This is a genomic window from Meiothermus luteus (assembly GCF_003574085.1).
Taxonomy (GTDB): domain Bacteria; phylum Deinococcota; class Deinococci; order Deinococcales; family Thermaceae; genus Meiothermus; species Meiothermus luteus.
The window spans coordinates 15,008-29,998 of record NZ_QWKZ01000027.1 but is presented as its reverse complement, the minus strand read 5'-3'; the positions used below and the strand labels follow the sequence as shown (position 1 = coordinate 29,998).

General features: G+C 62.8%; 12 protein-coding genes and 4 tRNA genes. 1 reads left to right on the top strand and 15 read right to left on the bottom strand.

Annotated elements, in window-relative coordinates; all coding sequences use genetic code 11:
* The 15 genes from Mlute_RS16600 to Mlute_RS05715 all read right to left on the bottom strand — a co-directional run.
* On the bottom strand, positions 1 to 123 hold a 123-nt coding region (locus Mlute_RS16600; RefSeq protein WP_245958995.1), incomplete at its 3' end, for a GTP-binding protein.
* Between the two features lie 71 nt (positions 124 to 194).
* Positions 195 to 270: transfer RNA gene (locus tag Mlute_RS05780), tRNA-Thr, on the bottom strand.
* Between the two features lie 66 nt (positions 271 to 336).
* A tRNA-Gly gene (locus Mlute_RS05775) sits at positions 337 to 412 on the bottom strand.
* Between the two features lie 62 nt (positions 413 to 474).
* Positions 475 to 560, bottom strand: a tRNA-Tyr gene (locus tag Mlute_RS05770).
* A gap of 4 nt (positions 561 to 564) precedes the next feature.
* Positions 565 to 640 (bottom strand) — tRNA-Thr (locus Mlute_RS05765).
* Positions 641 to 759: 119 nt separating this feature from the next.
* Positions 760 to 1,479 carry a PucR family transcriptional regulator gene (locus Mlute_RS05760; protein ID WP_119359794.1) on the bottom strand — a complete coding sequence of 240 codons (720 nt, stop codon included), beginning with the start codon at positions 1,477 to 1,479 and terminating at the stop codon, positions 760 to 762.
* 34 nt (positions 1,480 to 1,513) lie between these two features.
* Positions 1,514 to 2,752 carry a Zn-dependent hydrolase gene (locus Mlute_RS05755; protein ID WP_119359793.1) on the bottom strand — a complete coding sequence of 413 codons (1,239 nt, stop codon included), beginning with the start codon at positions 2,750 to 2,752 and terminating at the stop codon, positions 1,514 to 1,516.
* 88 nt (positions 2,753 to 2,840) lie between these two features.
* Entirely contained in the window at positions 2,841 to 3,926 is a 1,086-nt protein-coding gene (locus tag Mlute_RS05750; RefSeq protein WP_119359792.1) for an ABC transporter substrate-binding protein, read from the bottom strand.
* Between the two features lie 93 nt (positions 3,927 to 4,019).
* Positions 4,020 to 4,958 (bottom strand): ABC transporter permease, encoded by a 939-nt coding sequence (locus Mlute_RS05745; RefSeq protein WP_245958862.1) that lies wholly within the window; start codon positions 4,956 to 4,958, stop codon positions 4,020 to 4,022.
* Positions 4,955 to 5,863 carry an ABC transporter permease gene (locus Mlute_RS05740; RefSeq protein ID WP_119359791.1) on the bottom strand — a complete coding sequence of 303 codons (909 nt, stop codon included), beginning with the start codon at positions 5,861 to 5,863 and terminating at the stop codon, positions 4,955 to 4,957. The genes Mlute_RS05745 and Mlute_RS05740 overlap by 4 nt, the downstream gene beginning before the upstream one ends.
* Complete coding sequence (locus Mlute_RS05735) at positions 5,863 to 6,606, bottom strand: ABC transporter ATP-binding protein (RefSeq protein WP_245958861.1); 744 nt, start codon at positions 6,604 to 6,606, stop codon at positions 5,863 to 5,865. Before Mlute_RS05735 ends, Mlute_RS05740 begins: the two co-directional genes overlap by 1 nt.
* Before the next feature lie 129 nt (positions 6,607 to 6,735).
* A complete protein-coding gene (hydA, locus tag Mlute_RS05730) occupies positions 6,736 to 8,118 on the bottom strand; it encodes a dihydropyrimidinase (RefSeq protein WP_119359789.1) in 1,383 nt (460 codons plus the stop codon).
* A 73-nt stretch (positions 8,119 to 8,191) separates the two neighbouring features.
* On the bottom strand, positions 8,192 to 9,577 hold the full coding sequence (preA, locus tag Mlute_RS05725; protein WP_119359788.1) for an NAD-dependent dihydropyrimidine dehydrogenase subunit PreA: 1,386 nt from the start codon (positions 9,575 to 9,577) through the stop codon (positions 8,192 to 8,194).
* A gap of 14 nt (positions 9,578 to 9,591) precedes the next feature.
* A complete protein-coding gene (locus Mlute_RS05720; RefSeq protein ID WP_119359787.1) occupies positions 9,592 to 10,923 on the bottom strand; it encodes an NAD(P)-dependent oxidoreductase in 1,332 nt (443 codons plus the stop codon).
* Positions 10,924 to 11,184: 261 nt separating this feature from the next.
* A complete protein-coding gene (locus tag Mlute_RS05715) occupies positions 11,185 to 13,653 on the bottom strand; it encodes a putative bifunctional diguanylate cyclase/phosphodiesterase (protein ID WP_245958863.1) in 2,469 nt (822 codons plus the stop codon).
* 264 nt (positions 13,654 to 13,917) lie between these two features.
* Here Mlute_RS05715 and Mlute_RS05710 point away from each other — a divergent pair, with 264 nt between their 5' ends.
* A complete protein-coding gene (locus tag Mlute_RS05710) occupies positions 13,918 to 14,955 on the top strand; it encodes a LacI family DNA-binding transcriptional regulator (protein ID WP_119359785.1) in 1,038 nt (345 codons plus the stop codon).
* The last annotated feature ends 36 nt before the right edge of the window (positions 14,956 to 14,991 follow it).

The window sequence follows — 14,991 nt, the reverse complement described above, 5'->3', positions numbered from 1 at the left end:
CGGATTCGCCGCCGCCGCTACATACGTGATCGCCGCCGTCAACGTCGTCTTCCCGTGATCCACGTGCCCAATCGTCCCTACGTTCACGTGTGGCTTCGTACGCTCAAACACGCCCTTGGCCATGACTGCCTCCTTTGGCTTCCGCTTTCTCTCAGGAACACACCGCCCGCAGCGGTGAACGGGCGGTGTGGGCTTGGAGCTCGGGATCGGGCTTGAACCGACGACCTCACCCTTACCAAGGGTGTGCTCTACCAGCTGAGCTACCCGAGCAGAGCGCTGTAGCGCTTCCTAAAAGGCTTGTGGCTGGGGAGGGCCCCAGCCCTTCGCCTATGCGCTTGGAGCGGGAAACGGGACTCGAACCCGCGACCCTCGGCTTGGGAAGCCGATGCTCTACCAACTGAGCTATTCCCGCAGGGGCGCCTCGCGCCGCTCGCAGCTTGCCGCTACCAGCCTTGGCGCGCCCATGGAGCGCCTTGGTGGGCAGGGGAGGATTCGAACCTCCGAACTCCGAAGAGAACAGATTTACAGTCTGTCGCCTTTAACCACTCGGCCACCTGCCCTTGTTGGAGCCACCCATCGGAATCGAACCGACAACCTTCCGATTACAAGTCGGGTGCTCTACCAGTTGAGCTAGGGTGGCCCGGCTTGCTATTCCGATGGGGCGCTTTTGGACTTGGGGTAGAACCTCGTCCAAGACGTAAGGTTACACCACAGGCGGAAGGCTGTCAAGCTGGAAACTCCACCCAGGAGTCCGGTGAATCAGCCAGAAGCCCCACGCTTGAGCAACTCCAAAGCCACCCAAAGGCCAAAGCGTCGCTCGAGGCTCTCCAAATCGCCTAGCATTCCCCTTAGCTGCTCCAGTCGGTAGTAAACGCTCTGCCGCCGAACCCCCAGCCTGCGGGCGGTTTCAGCAATGTTGAACTGTGCCGAAAGCAGGGCCTCGAGGGTCGCCAGGAGAGTGCTCCTTGGCCGACTGGGAAGGCGCAGAACTGCGCCAAGCTGCCCATCCAAAAAGCGCTTGTCCCGCCCAGTCTCCACGAGAGCTTCCACCAGCGCCTCTAGCAGCGGCTCTTCTGGGCCGGGAGCTGGGCGAAGAATGCGCTCGTGGGCAGCGCGGGTCAGCTCGGCAAAGCGCACCTCGGTGCGGAATACCAAAATGGGAAACTGCAGCATCCGGGCGGTCTGGAGCATCTCAGTGGGTACCTCCTGCAACCACCGCACCAGCTCCAGCCCCAGCCCGCCCACCCCCGCCTCGGCCAGGGAACGCACATAGGCTACACGGGCCTCAGGCGAGCTCCGAGCGAGCTCTAAGCCGGTACAAAGCACCAGTTCACCACCGGACAAAAGCCGGGCCACGTCCAGCACCTCGGCCACGTGTACCCAGGTAATGTAGTTGTCCAGCTTGGTCTGGCCTGACAAAATCTCTGCGCTTGCAAAGGCAGGAAGCTCCAGAATCTGGCGCAGGGTGGGTAGGCTCATCAAGAGGTCAAAGCACTGAAAACCAAGCTGCCTACTAGCGGCTCAAAATCCAACGCATGGCCTTGTCGGCCAGCCGGTCCAGGGCCCTTACCGACATCTCAATGTGCTCCTCCTTGGTGTCCTCAATCTTGTTGTGGCTGATACCGTGCAGGCTCTGCACAAACATCATCACCGTGGGGATACCCGCCCGGGCCACCTCGGCGGCGTCGTGCAATGGGCCCGAGGGCAGGCGGTGGGAGACCCCCGCCACCTCGCGAATGGCCTCGTCGCAAAGCTCAATCAGCACCGGGTGGAAGAGGATAGGTTCAATCCTCCAAATGGTCTGCCACTCAGGCTCAGGCAAGCCCCCCTCGCGGGCAAAGCGCTGGCTGGCCTTTTCGGCTTCAAACTTGAGCCGCGCCAGGGCCTGCGCGTCCAGGTGGCGCTGGTCTAGGGTAATGGTGCACTCGGCCACCACGCTGGTCACGATGCCAGGCTTGGTCACACAGCTCCCAATGGTGCAAACCCCCCCGTTGCGGTCGGTGATGTGGTAGATTTCCGGGGCCATCTTGGCCGCAGCCAAGAAGGCGTCCTTGCGCTTGTGCATGGGGGTTGAGCCGGAGTGCGCGGCCTGGCCGCGGAAGGTGATGGCGTGGCGTTCCACCCCAAAGGTGCCGAGCACCACCCCCAGCGGTAGGCCCATGTCCAAGAGCACCGGGCCCTGCTCAATGTGCAGCTCGAGGTAGGCTGCGGCGTTTTCCTGCTCTTTTTGGGCCTCTAGCATCCGGCCAAGCTCCACCCCGCAGCGCCTAAGCGCGTCCTCTAGGCGAATCCCGTCCTTGTCGGTGCGGTCTTTTTCGGCTTCGGGCATCAGGGTACCCGAGAAGGCCGAGGAACCCAAGAGGCTTCGGCCAAAGCGGGCCCCCTCCTCGTCGGCCCAGTCCACCAGCCGCACGGTGACGGGAGGCTTTCCTTGGTACTCCTCGGCGATCCGGCGCAAAACCTCAAGGCCCGCCAGCACGTTCAAACACCCGTCCAGCCAGCCCCCACCCGGCACCGAGTCCAGGTGGCCCCCAATCAGCAGGGCTTTTGGGCTCTCGCCCTTTAGGGTGACCCAGTTGTTGCCCGCGGCGTCGTAGTGCTGCTCTACGGGCAAGCCCTCCAGCTTCCGGTTGAACCAATCCCGGGCCTTCAGCCAGGTGTCCGTCCAGGCCACCCGCCAGGCCCCGTTCTCGTCAGCGGTCAGGTCACGCAGCTCCTTCAGCTCGGCCAGCGTTCGCTTCGGATTGAGCACAGCAACCCTCCACCTACCCGCTTGGCCCAAGCGAAAAGCAAAGGTGCCTGGCCTTTCACCCGGACCAAGCGGGCAACCGCCCCCTTCCCTACTTCCAGTCCCTAGCCCGCTTACCGGTGGCCAGTTCCCAAGGGCCATAGTCCACCGTGGCCGCGGGCGGGTCTCTGGTCAGAATGCCCTGTTCCCGCAACAGCCGCACCGAAGCCTGGTAGTCGGCAGGCACCAAGAAACCGGCCCAACCCTTGGTGGTAGCCCCGGCGTTGTAGAGCTTGGCAACCTCAGCCATCTGCCAGGTCTGGTGCTCCTTGGCGTCCGCCCGGGTGCCTGAGCCCTTGCAGGTGTTGCCGCAAACCGGCAGCACATACTTCTCCACCGTTTCGGCCTGGTTGGCCACGGCCCAGTTCCACCCTTGCAGGGTAGCCCTTATAAGCCGCGCTGCCACCTGCCGCCCGGTAAGGCCTGAGCCTTTGAAGTTGCGGTCGTTGAGTACCCGCTCAGTAGTAAAGAGCAAATCTTCCAACAGGTTGATGCCCAGGTCCGCCAGCTTGAAAATGTCCACCTTGCTCTCGTCGTAGCCCAACCCGGCAATCTGGTTCACCTCGTTGTAAATCATCGCCGAGACGAGCTGCACCTTGTCCGGAAAGACCAAGGCCGGGTCAAAGGGATAGGTCACTGCGGTAACGTCGGGGTTTGTGGCGCGAGGGTCAAGCGAGCTGGTCAGGCCGCACTTGCGGAAGAGGGCCACCGCCGGGTACTCGTTGCCCGAGGGCCAGACCCCCACGCTCTTGCCCTTCATGTCCCTGCAAATGTCCTTGATTCCGGTGGACTTTAGCGCCACCAAGGTAAAGCCTGAACGCTGGAAAATCTGGGCGATGTGGACCACCGGAATGCCCCGCTCCCTTGCGGTGAGGAGGTCGGCAATCCAGGTGGTGCCGAAGTCGGCGGCCCCGGATTGCACCACCTGGATAGGCGACTGATCCCCGATGGGCAGGAGGGTAACATCCAGCCCCTGAGCCCGATAAAAGCCCCGCTCTTTAGCCACGAAAAACCCGGCAAACTGGGCCTGCGGGAACCATTTGAGCTGTAGATTTACCTTTATCAGATTCTGCTGGGCGCCTGCCAGCGAGCCCACCAAAAAGCACGCCAGCACTGCAAAGACCGTCCACTTTTTCATAGGGTACCTCCTTCTGCCAGACCTCCAGACACCACCTAAAGCCTTGGCTTCCTTCGCAAACTCTTGTCTAACCCGCGGGCATGGTCCCTCCTTCTAGCCGTTGCGGAACGAAACGTGCCACCCGGTGAGCCTCCGCTCCACCCAGGCCACCAGGCCGTACCAGGCAATCCCTACCGCCGAAGCGACGATAATGGCCGCCCACACGATGTCAAAGCCAAACCGGCCGGCCTCAATTTGGATGCGAAAGCCCAGCCCCTGGCCGTTGGCCCCAAAAAACTCGCCCACAATGGCCCCGATCATGGCTAGGGTAGTGCCCAGCTTCAGGGCGTTGAAAATAAAGGGCAGCGCGTTGGGAAGCCTCAACCAGCGGTACTGCTGCACCTCGCTGGCGGCGTAAGAGCGCATCAGGTCAAGCGACATGGGGCTCACCTCGGTCAGGCCCCGAAAGGTATTGACCACCACCGGGAAGTAGACCGTAATGGCGCATATGGCCGCCTTGGAGGGCCAGTCAATCCCCACCATCTTGACCAGCACCGGGGCTAAGGCCACAATGGGGATGCTGCTAAAAAGGGTGGCGTAGGGTAGAAAGCCCCGTTCCAAAAACAGGTACCGGCTCACCAAAAAGGCGGTCAAAACTCCCAGGCTGCAACCTATCAAGTAGCCCACCAGGGCTTCCTTGAGCACGGTCTGATAGGCGTCCTGCAGGAGCACATCGCGGACCCCGTGCAGGGTAGCCACCACCCGGGTAGGGGTGGGGACCAGCCCTGGGGGCACCTGGTAGGCCCGCAGCAGAGCCTCCGCAGTAACCAACAGGGCCAACAGGGTCAGAGCCGCCGGGGTAAAGCCCAGCAAGGGGTTGCGGGCATGGGCGAACTGAGCGGCCACTCGAGCCAACCCCACCCCCAGGAGAAGCACCCCCAAAGCAATGAGAAGGCGGAGGCCCAAGGGGGCTACCTCAACCTCCTTCCACCAGCGCACGATAAAGGCAATCTGTAGGGCAAAGCCCATGACCAGAAGGCTCCACCCCTTCACGCGCCCACCTCCCGTCCGGCCACCCGGGCCTTCGGCCTGGGGGCAACCTGGGCGCGCCGCCAGGGGGTAAGGAGACGCTCGAGCCAACCCACCATCGCTACCAAGAAGATGCCCAAGGCAGCTGAGGCCAACATAATCACCCACATCGCCACCACGTCCGAGGCGCGGGAGTTCTCGGCCAGCATCTTGCCGATGCCCTGAAAGCTGATGGTGGAAATCTCAGCCACAATCGCCCCGATGAGGGCTGCGGTCATGGCCACCTTGAAGGCGGTGAACAGGTAGGGCACCGAGGCGGGAAAGCGCAGCTTAAGGTAGGTCTGCCAGCTCCCCGCATTGTAGGTCTTCATCAGGTCAAGGGCCAACGGGTCAGGGCTTTGCAAACCCTTAGCTATGCCGATGGTGATGGGGAAAAAAGCAATGTAGGCTGCGATGATGGCCTTTGGAATCCAGCCTTGCACACCATACTGACCGAGGACCACCACCAGCATAGGGGCAATGGCGATGATGGGGACCGTCTGAGAGGCCACAATCCAGGGCAAAAGGGCCCGCTCAAAAGCCCGGGAAGCTACTATCCCCACCGCAAAGAAAAGCCCCACCAGCGTAGCCAGCAGCAGGCCCACCAGGGTCTCTAAGGCGGTCACCGCCGCGTTGAGGGGAATGGCGTTTGGCGAGTCCAAGGGAAACATCAGGCTCACGAAGCCGCCCCAAAGCTGCTGGGGGGAGGGCAGAACCGGGCTGCGAAGCTGGCTGGCGCACTCAAAGGCCGTCTGGCACGGCAGGGCTGCCCCGGTATCCAAAGCCCGCTGGGCTACCGGAATGTTGACCAGGTACATGATGGGCCAGTACAGGGCCAGCACCACCAGGGCCACCACCAGCATCGGCAACAAGTTGGGTGAAATCCGCATCACTCGGCCACCTCATACCCATGCCCCTTGCGTAGGGCCTCCCGCACCGCCGTGGCCAGCTCAAAAAAGCGGGTGGTTTCGCGGGTCTCAAAGGTGCGGGGCTGAGGCAGGTCTACCGGAATCACGGTCTCAATCTTGCCAGGGCGCGGGGTCATGACCACGATGCGGGTGGAAAGAAAGACCGCTTCGGGAATGGAGTGGGTTACAAAAACAATGGTTTTGCCGGTCTCCCGCCAGAGCCGAAGCAGCTCCAGGTTCAGGTTCTCCCGGGTGATCTCGTCCAAGGCCCCAAAGGGCTCGTCCATGAACAAAAGCTGCGGGTCAAAGGCCAGCGCGCGGGCAATGGAGACCCGCTGCTGCATCCCCCCCGAAAGCTGCCAAGGGTAGTGTCGGGCAAACTTCTCCAAGCCCACTAAGGCCAGCATTTTTTCGGCTCGCGCCCTACGCTCCGGGCCGGGAAAACCCATGATTTCCAGGGGCAGCATCACGTTGGCAAGAACCGTGCGCCACTCCATCAGGGTAGGGGCCTGGAAAACGTAACCATAAGCCCGGCTTTTCCGAGCTTCTTCCGGGCTTTTGCCGCCGATGCGAATCTGACCCGAGGTGGGCTGGATAAGGTCCGCCAAGAGGCGCAACAAGGTGGTCTTACCACAGCCTGAAGGGCCGATAAGGCTTATGAACTCGCCTGGGGCAACCTCGAGGTTGGCCTCCTTCAGCGCCACGGTTCCGTTTGGGAACACCATGGAGACGTTCTGGACCGAAACAACAGGGGAGGAAACCTGCCCCGTCCCAGGAGAAGAAGCCGGATTCGCCTGCGCCATGCCACCTACCATAACCTTTTCCTCGCGACCTCGAGCCCCCTAAGCCTCGGCTCAGCCAAAGTACATCGGCTCCCGCTTGAGGAAGCGCCCCCAACCCTTCTCCCCCACAAACTGCCCGTCGCGCACCATCACCCGGCCCCGCACCGTAACCGCCACCGGCCGGCCATCAATCTCAAACCCTTCAAAGGCGTTGTAGTCGTTGTTCACGTGCTGGGTCTTGACCGAGATGGTCCCCCGGTACTGGGGGTCGTAGACCACCAGGTCAGCGTCGCTCCCCACCGCGATGGCGCCCTTGCGAGGAAATAGACCAAAGAGCTTGGCAGGCTTGGTGCTGGCCGCGTCCACAAAGCGGTGGATGTCCAGGTTACCCCGGCTCACCCCGTAGGTGTAGAGCAGGTTCACCCGGTCCTCAATCGCCGGAATACCGTTGGGGATGGCGGTGAAGGCGTCCTTGCCTAGGAGCTTCTGCTCGGTGTCGAAGGGGCAGTGGTCGGTGCCCACGGTGTCAATGAAGCCCTGGGCTAAGGCATCCCAAAGGGCCTTCTGGTTGCGCTTGTCCCGCAGGGGCGGCGACATGATGTACTTCATGGCCTCCACCCCGCCCCGCTCGGCGTAGGTCTTGTCCAGGAGGAAGTGGGGAATCACCGACTCGATGTAGAGGGGTACGCCCCGCGACTTGGCGCTCAAGGCCGCGTCCAGGGCAGGTTTGCAGGAGAGGTGCACCACGTAGCCGGTGGCTCCGGTGTTCTCCAAAAAGGTAGCAAAGCGGGCGGTGCCCTCGGCCTCCACCGACTCGGGGCGGCTGGGCTCGTGCCACTCGGGGCCAGTCTTCCCCTCGGACAAGAGCTTCTGCTGCAACCGCCCTACCAGCTCGGCGTTCTCGCAGTGGGCGGTCACGATCACCCCCAGCTCCTTGGCCAGCCGCAGGGTCTCGTACATCTCACCATCGTCCACGCCGAAGAAGTTCTTGTAGGAGAGGAAAATCTTGAAGGAGTTAATGCCGTCGGCCACAATCTCCCGCAGCTCCCCTTCGGTTTTGGGGTCAAACTTGGAGACGGCCATGTGGAAGGTGTAGTCGCAGTAGCTGTTCCCCTCGGCCTTGCTCTTCCAAAGCTGGTAGCCCTCAAGGGCATCATCGTTTCGGCTCGGGCAGCACATCTCAATGTAGGTGGTGGTGCCACCCATCAGGGCCGCCTTGGAGCCGGTTTCGTGGGTATCCTTGGCGAAAGTGGCCATGAAGGGTAAGTAGATGTGCACGTGGGGGTCTATGAAGCCCGGAAAGACGTACTTGCCCGTGGCGTCAATCACCTCGGTTCCCGGGGGAGCCTCGAGGTTCTGCCCGATGCGGGTGATGGTCTCCCCCTCGGCGTAGATGTCCGCCTTGTACCTGGCGTCTGCGGTGATGATTTCGCCGTTTTTAATCAGCAGTCCCATCGCGCCTTCCTCCCTGGCTGTGCAGCACCCTCAAAAAAGTAATAAATATACATAACCCGCCCCCCCTGCGAAACTAGTGAATCTCAATGCCCACCTCCTTGCGGTAGCGCTCCATGGCCGACCAGTCCTCGGTGACTTCCGGCCGGGTCTGCATCAGCTCCCGCCAGGTCACCGGAGGCCGTCCCGAAGGCACCTCCACCATCTCAATGCAGCCCTCCACCGGGCAGACGTTGTGGCACAGCCGGCAGCCCACACAGTCTTCCTCACGCACCCTGGGCTGGGGCCGGGTGCTCAACGCTTCGCGCTTGCCGTTGGAGTGGACGTCGTAGCGGAAGGGTGGCACCACATTGCCCTGGGCGTCTACCAGGTCAATGCACTGGTGGGCGGTATCGTTGCAGGCCACATAGCAAAGGTTGCAGCGGATGCACTTTTCGGGGTTGATGCGGGCCACCGCACGGAAGGAGAGGTCAAAGTCGTTGAAGTCGGAGATGCGGGGGAGGCTTTTGCCCACCACCTCGGCAATGGTCTTGAAGCCCTTGGCGTCCATCCAGGCGTTCAGACCGTCCACCAAGTCCTCAATGATGCGGAAGCCGTAGTGCATCACCGCGGTACAGACCTGCAGGCTGGTAGCCCCCAGGAGCAGGAACTCGGCAGCGTCCCTCCAGGTGGTAATGCCCCCCATGCCCGAGATGGGCACCCCCGACTTCCGCACCACCTCGTCCACCCCCAGCGAAGAAAGCAGGTTCAGGGCGATGGGCTTGACCGCAGGCCCGGCATAGCCTCCGTGCCCCCCTTTACCACCGATGTTGGGGATTAGCTCAAAGGTATCCAGGTCAACCCCGATGATGGAGTTGATGGTGTTGATGAGGGAAAGGCCATGGGCCCCCGCGGCCAGGGCGGCTCGAGCCGGCGGCACCACCGAGGCCACGTTGGGGGTCAGCTTCACGATGACCGGAATCCGGGCCACCTCGGTCACCCAGCTCGTGATTTGCTGGCAGTACTCGGGCACCTGGCCCACCGCCGAACCCATGCCCCGCTCACTCATGCCGTGCGGGCAGCCGTAGTTAAGCTCAATCCCGTCGGCCCCGGTGTCCTCAATTTTGAGCACGATCTCCCGCCAGGCCTCGGGCTTGGACTCCACCATGGCTGAAACGATGACTGCCCGGTCGGGCCAGTGCCGCTTGACGTCGCGGATTTCCCTCAGGTTGACCTCCAAGGACCGGTCCGAGATCAGCTCCACGTTGTTGATGGCCAGCATCCTCTGGCCGCCATAGTGCCAGGCCCCGTAGCGGTTGGAAACGTTCAAAACCGGCGCCCCGATGGTCTTCCAGACCGCCCCACCCCAGCCCGCTTCAAAAGCGCGGTGCACCTGAGCCCCGGAGTTGGTGGGTGGGGCCGAGGCCAACCAGAAGGGGTTGGGGGACCTTATTCCGGCGAAATTAATGGACAAATCGGCCATCTTTTCTCTCCTTTCTAGTCCGCCGCCATACCCAGGCTTTGCGTGAGCCGCCTATGAATCGCGAAAGCCGCCAGCTTGCCATCCTGCACCGCCATCACGGTAGAGGCCGAGCCCCTGGCCCGGATGCAGTCACCCCCGGCATACACCCCCGGCAGGCTGGTCTCGTAGTCTTGGTTCACCTTGATGAAGCCCTTTTCAGTCTCGAGGCCCAGCATCTGGGCCAGCCAGGGCTTCTCCTGCCCAATGGCCTTGACCACCTGGTCGCAGGGAAGCACGAACTCCGAACCCGGCACCGGCTCCGGGGCGGGCCGGCCCGAGGCGTCGGGGGCACCCAGGCGCATCCGCACGCACTTGAGGCCCACCACCTGCCCCCCCTCGAGCAACACCTCCACCGGCTGGGTGAGGAAGCGGAACTCAATGCCCTCCTTCTTGGCAAACTCGTACTCGTGCGGGTAAGCGGTCATCTCCCGCTCGCTGCGGCGGTAGACCATGGTCACCCGCTCGGCCCCCAGCCGCTTGGCGATGGTGGCGCAGTCTACCGCGGTGTTGCCGGCCCCTATCACCACCACCTGCCGGCCCACCTTTAGCCCGGCCGGGTTCATCTTGGAGGCCTCGATGTAGCTCAGGCCGTCCACCACCTGCTCCTCTCCGGGAATGCCGAGCTTCGGCACCGCCCCCAGGCCCACGCCTAAGAAGACCGCGTCGTAGCCGGCCCGCACCTCCTCCCAAGAAAGGTTGCGGCCCAGCTCCATTCCGGTCTTGACCTCCACCCCCAGCCGCTTGACCATCTCCACCTCGGCCAGGGCCACCTCCACCGGCTCCCGTAGCACAATGATACCGTAGGTGGAAAGCCCACCAGCCAACTCGCGCTTCTCGAATACGGTCACGCTGTAGCCCAGCTTGGCCAGCTCCCCCGCGCAGGTCAGGCCCGCAGGCCCAGCCCCAATCACCGCCACCCGCTTTCCTGTGGGCGGACCTGGCTTGAATACATCGATGCCCCGCTCATAGACGTAGTCGGTGGCATAGCGCTGCAAGCGCCCGATCATGATGGGCTTTTCCTCGGCATTCAGGACACAAGCCCCCTCGCAGAGCTCCTCCACCGGGCAGACCCGCGCACAGGTAGCCCCCATCAGGTTGGCCTCCAAAATCGTGCGGGCCGAGCCCACCAGGTTGCCGCTGGCGATTTTTTTGATGAACTTGGGGATGTCAATATGGGTAGGGCAGGCGTGGGTGCAGGGCGCGTCGTAGCAGTAAAGGCACCGATGGGCCTCGACGAGGGCTTCGTGGTCGGTGAGGGGCGGGTGGTACTCTTTTAGCACTTCCTCGGGCTTTATAACCTGCTGCACACTTCCTCCTTTCGCTAACCGCACCTATTCGCATTACCAAAAAAGCGAAAAAACCTTCTTGGTGAACTCCACTAAGAAGGTTCGCGCCCTCGCCGGAGCGGACTTAACCTTGAGCGATAAGGATTTTGACTAAAGGGAATATAAAATTCTGCCCTCTTTGTGTCAAGACACTAGACCCGCCGCCTGCATGTAAAACTTATACAGCTAAGCGATAAAATATGCAAGACCCCAAAAAGGGAGGCCTGCTTCCAAGGCAAGGACCTAGGCCAGGCGGCGCATCCCGGTGGCCTCCTGGAGCGACATCGGAGGACCGATGTGGTAACCCTGGGCGTAGTGGCACCCGTGGCGGGTTAGCCAGTCCAGCTGGCCCTCGTTCTCCACCCCTTCGGCCAGGGTCCTCAGGCCAAAGGCCCGGGCCAGCTGGAGCACGGCCCTCAAAATCTCCTCCGAAATCGGGTCGCGACCGATCCCCTCCACAAAGCTCCGGTCAATCTTGATGAGGTCTACCGGCACCTGCTTTAGGTGGGCCAGCGAGGAGTAGCCCATCCCGAAGTCGTCCAGGGCCACCTGAATGCCCAAACCGCGCAGGGCCACCAAGCCCCCCAGCCACTTCTGGCGTTCGGGCAGCAAAGCCGACTCGGTTATCTCGAGCCACAAAAACCCCGGCTGCAGGTTCTCCTCTACCAGCGCACGCACCACCTCGCGGACCCAGTGAGGGTGTGCCAGGGTGAAGGCTGAGAAGTTGATGGCCAGCTCCCCCCCCAGGTGCTTCTGGTGCTGCACAGCCTGCTTCAGCACCGCCAGGTCAAGCTCCCCTACCAACCCCGCCTCCTCAGCCAGGGGAACGAACTCCCCGGGGTGCAAAAGGCCACGGGTGGGGTGCTCCCAGCGCACCAGGGCCTCCCATTTGCTCACCGTGCGGCTTTGAATGTCCAGGATAGGCTGGTACTGGATTAAGAACCGACCCTCCTGGATGGCCCTCCGCAGTTCCTGAATGGTTTCCAAACGCTCCAAAGAGTTCATATCCTGACTCGGGTCATAGATGGCAATGCCCATCCGGGCCTGTTTGGCCTGGTACATGGCCACATCGGCGGCCCGGGCTAGGGCATCCAGGGTCTCGCCGTGCTCGGGGTAGAGGGCCAGCCCCATGCTGGGCTGGGCGTAGATGAGCTGGTCCCCCAGAGCAAAAGGCTGCTCAAAGACCTTCCTAATCCGCTGGGCCGCCGCCAGGGCGGAATCCCGATCCGCGGAGGGAAGCAGGACCGCGAACTCGTCCCCCCCCATCCGCACCAGCAGGTCATCCTGCCTCAACACTTCGCGGATTCGCCGGGCTAGTTGCCGCAAAAGCTCGTCCCCCGCCGAGTGTCCCAGGGTGTCGTTCACGACTTTAAAGTTGTCCAAGTCCAGGTAGATGAGGGCCGGGGTTCCGCGCTTCCGCCGGTCGGGAACAAAAATTCTCTCGGCCTCAGCCCAGAGTTTACGCCGATTGGGTAAATCGGTGAGGGGGTCGTGGTAGGCCAGGTACTCAATGCGGGCTTGTTGGCGCTTCCGCTCGGCTATATCGCGGATTGAGATCATCACCCGCTTATGGCCCTCAAACTGCACCAAGGCCCCCAAGGCTTCCACCTCGAGCGCCCGACCATCCCCCGCAATCAGGCGAATTTCCTCGAGCTGGTCGCCCTGCCCCGCAAGGATACGCTGGATCCGCTCCGCCACCCTAGGCAGATGGTCGGGGTGAACAAAGTGGGCCAGAGGCTTGCCCACCACCTCCTCCAAGCGCGTGTAGCCCAAGCCGCGCAGGCCCGCAGGGTTCAAGTAGAGCAGGGTAGAACCATCCAGCAGGGCTACCCCATCGGGCAGGGTTTCCAGCAAGGTGCGGTACAGCGCCTCCTGCTCCCGCAGGGCCTCGTAGGCCTGGGCCCGGTCCAGCGCCAGGCTGAGCTGCCCAGCCACCCCCTCCAAGAAGCGCACGTCGCGGGGGTGCACCTCGCCCAGGCCAAGCGCCACCAGCACCCCCTCCACCCGGCCCCGAACCACCAGGGGCAGCGCCACCCAACCGCGTTCCCCCAACAACAGTGCCTGGCTGCGACCAGGGGAACGGGTCACCACCATCTCGGCCTTGTGGGCCGCGCGCAGGACAATTTCATGATCGGCATCAAGGTAGGTGGGTAGGGTCTGCCTGCCTTGGGCATAGACCAGCCGGAGGGCCGGGCCTTCGGATTGGTAAACCCCCACGCTTGCGAAGCGAGGGTACTCGTGCAGCGTGTTCACCACCGCCTGCACCAGGGCCAGGGGCTCGAGGTCTTGAGCCAGTCCATCGTGCATCCGAGAGAAAAGGGTTAGCTCGGTGTTTCGGTCAGGGCGCGGCTCGGGGTCGGTTGCCCCTTCGTCCATCAGCCGCCGGTCGTAATAGTGGCGGGCCAGACCCCCCGCCAAGCTGGTCAGCAGGCCAGCCCCTGCCAGAAGGTAAACCGCCCTATAAAGCCCTGCGTCCCACGCCGCTTGGTCCAGGTTGGGCAAAACCACCTGCAAGGGAACGTTCAGCAAGCCCAGCAACGCCGCTCCCCCCAGGCCCAGGCTCCAGCCCAGGAGGGCCAGCCCAGGCAGGGTCAGCAGATGGGCCCCCCAGGAGGAATACAAGCCGGAAAAGAGCAAGCCATACCCCCCCAGCACCAAAAGGCCGCCCACAACCTCGAGCCGCCGCCCAGCCAACCAGCTTGTCAACGCCACACGCAAGGCCGCCTCCTCTCTGCGCTGTCCTCACAAGAGTTTAACTGAGCCGACGGCCAACCCCGGCGTTATTCACATGCCCCAGTCAGGTAACGAACCCCCACCAAACCAAGTTACGCCACAAAGCCCAACCAACCCCCTCTTCATCGCCCTATTCCTCCGGAAGCCCCACGCCAAGTAACACCGGCGTCCCGCCTGTCCCTCTCTCAGAAACGGTGTGCTAGACTTTAGCAAAACACTCCCTTTGCGGGAAGGAATCCTCCTGTGGCTAAGCGCAAACCCACCATCCACGAAGTCGCCCACCTCGCCCAAGTAGGCATCGGAACAGTAAGCCGCGTACTCAACAACCACCCTTCAGTGCGCCCGGAAACCCGCAACCGGGTCCTCTCGGTGATGGCCGACCTGGGCTACAGCCCCAACCCCCACGCCCGGCGGGTGGCCGGTGGACGCAGCTATACGGTCTCGGTGATACTCCCGGTCATCTCTACCGAGTTCTACAGCCGATTGCTGGAAGGCATAGAGCAGGTTCTGAGCGAGGAGCGCTATGAAATCGCCCTTTTTCCCATCTTTTCGCCCACTCGTCTGCGTCGCTACTTGGAAAACCGCTCTTTGGCCTATCAAACCGACGGGCTTTTGGTGGCCTCCCAAGGTCTAGCCTACCTTCTGCCCAACCAAAAATTCCCCACCGAACGCCCTGTGGTGCTGGTGGACGCCTACAGCCCCCACTACGACTCGGCCTACATGGACAACTACCTAGGGGGGCGCATGGCCGCGGCCCACCTGGCCCAGTTTCCAGGAGAGTTCTTCGCCATTCAGATGCAAGAGGAGCTGGACGAGGTCATGCGCAACACGGTAGGAAGGGAACGGGTGGCCGGCTTTCGCGAAGGCTTGAGGGAGGCCGGCCGCTCCTTGCCCGAGGACCATGTCTTCGCCTCGCGCTTCTCCGCGGACGGTGGGCGGCTGGCCCTTCAGTACTTCATGCGCCTGGCCCCCCCTCCCTACAACATCTTTGCCGGCGCCGACCTGCTGGCTCTAGGCGTGCTGGAGGAGGCCGAGCGGCAGGGCCTGAGGCCTGGCGAAGAGGTTCGCCTGCTGGGTTTTGATGGCCACCCCTGGACAGAAACGCGGGGTCTTTCTACCCTGGCTCAGCCTATTGAGGCCATGGGAGCTGCCGCCGCCCGACTGCTGATGGAGCGCATCCGAGGCTACAGGGGCACCCCCAGAACCCAACGCTTTGAGCCAACCCTAGTGGCGCGGGCCTCCACCCGGCCCGGGCCTGAGTGTCCAAAGTCCTTCGCGTAAGGGGCCTGGCCGCCCTGGCCGCAGGACCACCGGAGG

Coding starts and splice junctions, on each gene's coding strand:
- Mlute_RS05760 (WP_119359794.1), bottom strand. CDS start 1,479: ATGAGCCTACCCACCCTGCGCCAGATTCTGGAGCTTCCTGCCTTTGCA.
- Mlute_RS05750 (WP_119359792.1), bottom strand. CDS start 3,926: ATGAAAAAGTGGACGGTCTTTGCAGTGCTGGCGTGCTTTTTGGTGGGC.
- Mlute_RS05740 (WP_119359791.1), bottom strand. CDS start 5,863: ATGCGGATTTCACCCAACTTGTTGCCGATGCTGGTGGTGGCCCTGGTG.
- Mlute_RS05735 (WP_245958861.1), bottom strand. CDS start 6,606: ATGGTGTTCCCAAACGGAACCGTGGCGCTGAAGGAGGCCAACCTCGAG.
- hydA (WP_119359789.1), bottom strand. CDS start 8,118: ATGGGACTGCTGATTAAAAACGGCGAAATCATCACCGCAGACGCCAGG.
- preA (WP_119359788.1), bottom strand. CDS start 9,577: ATGGCCGATTTGTCCATTAATTTCGCCGGAATAAGGTCCCCCAACCCC.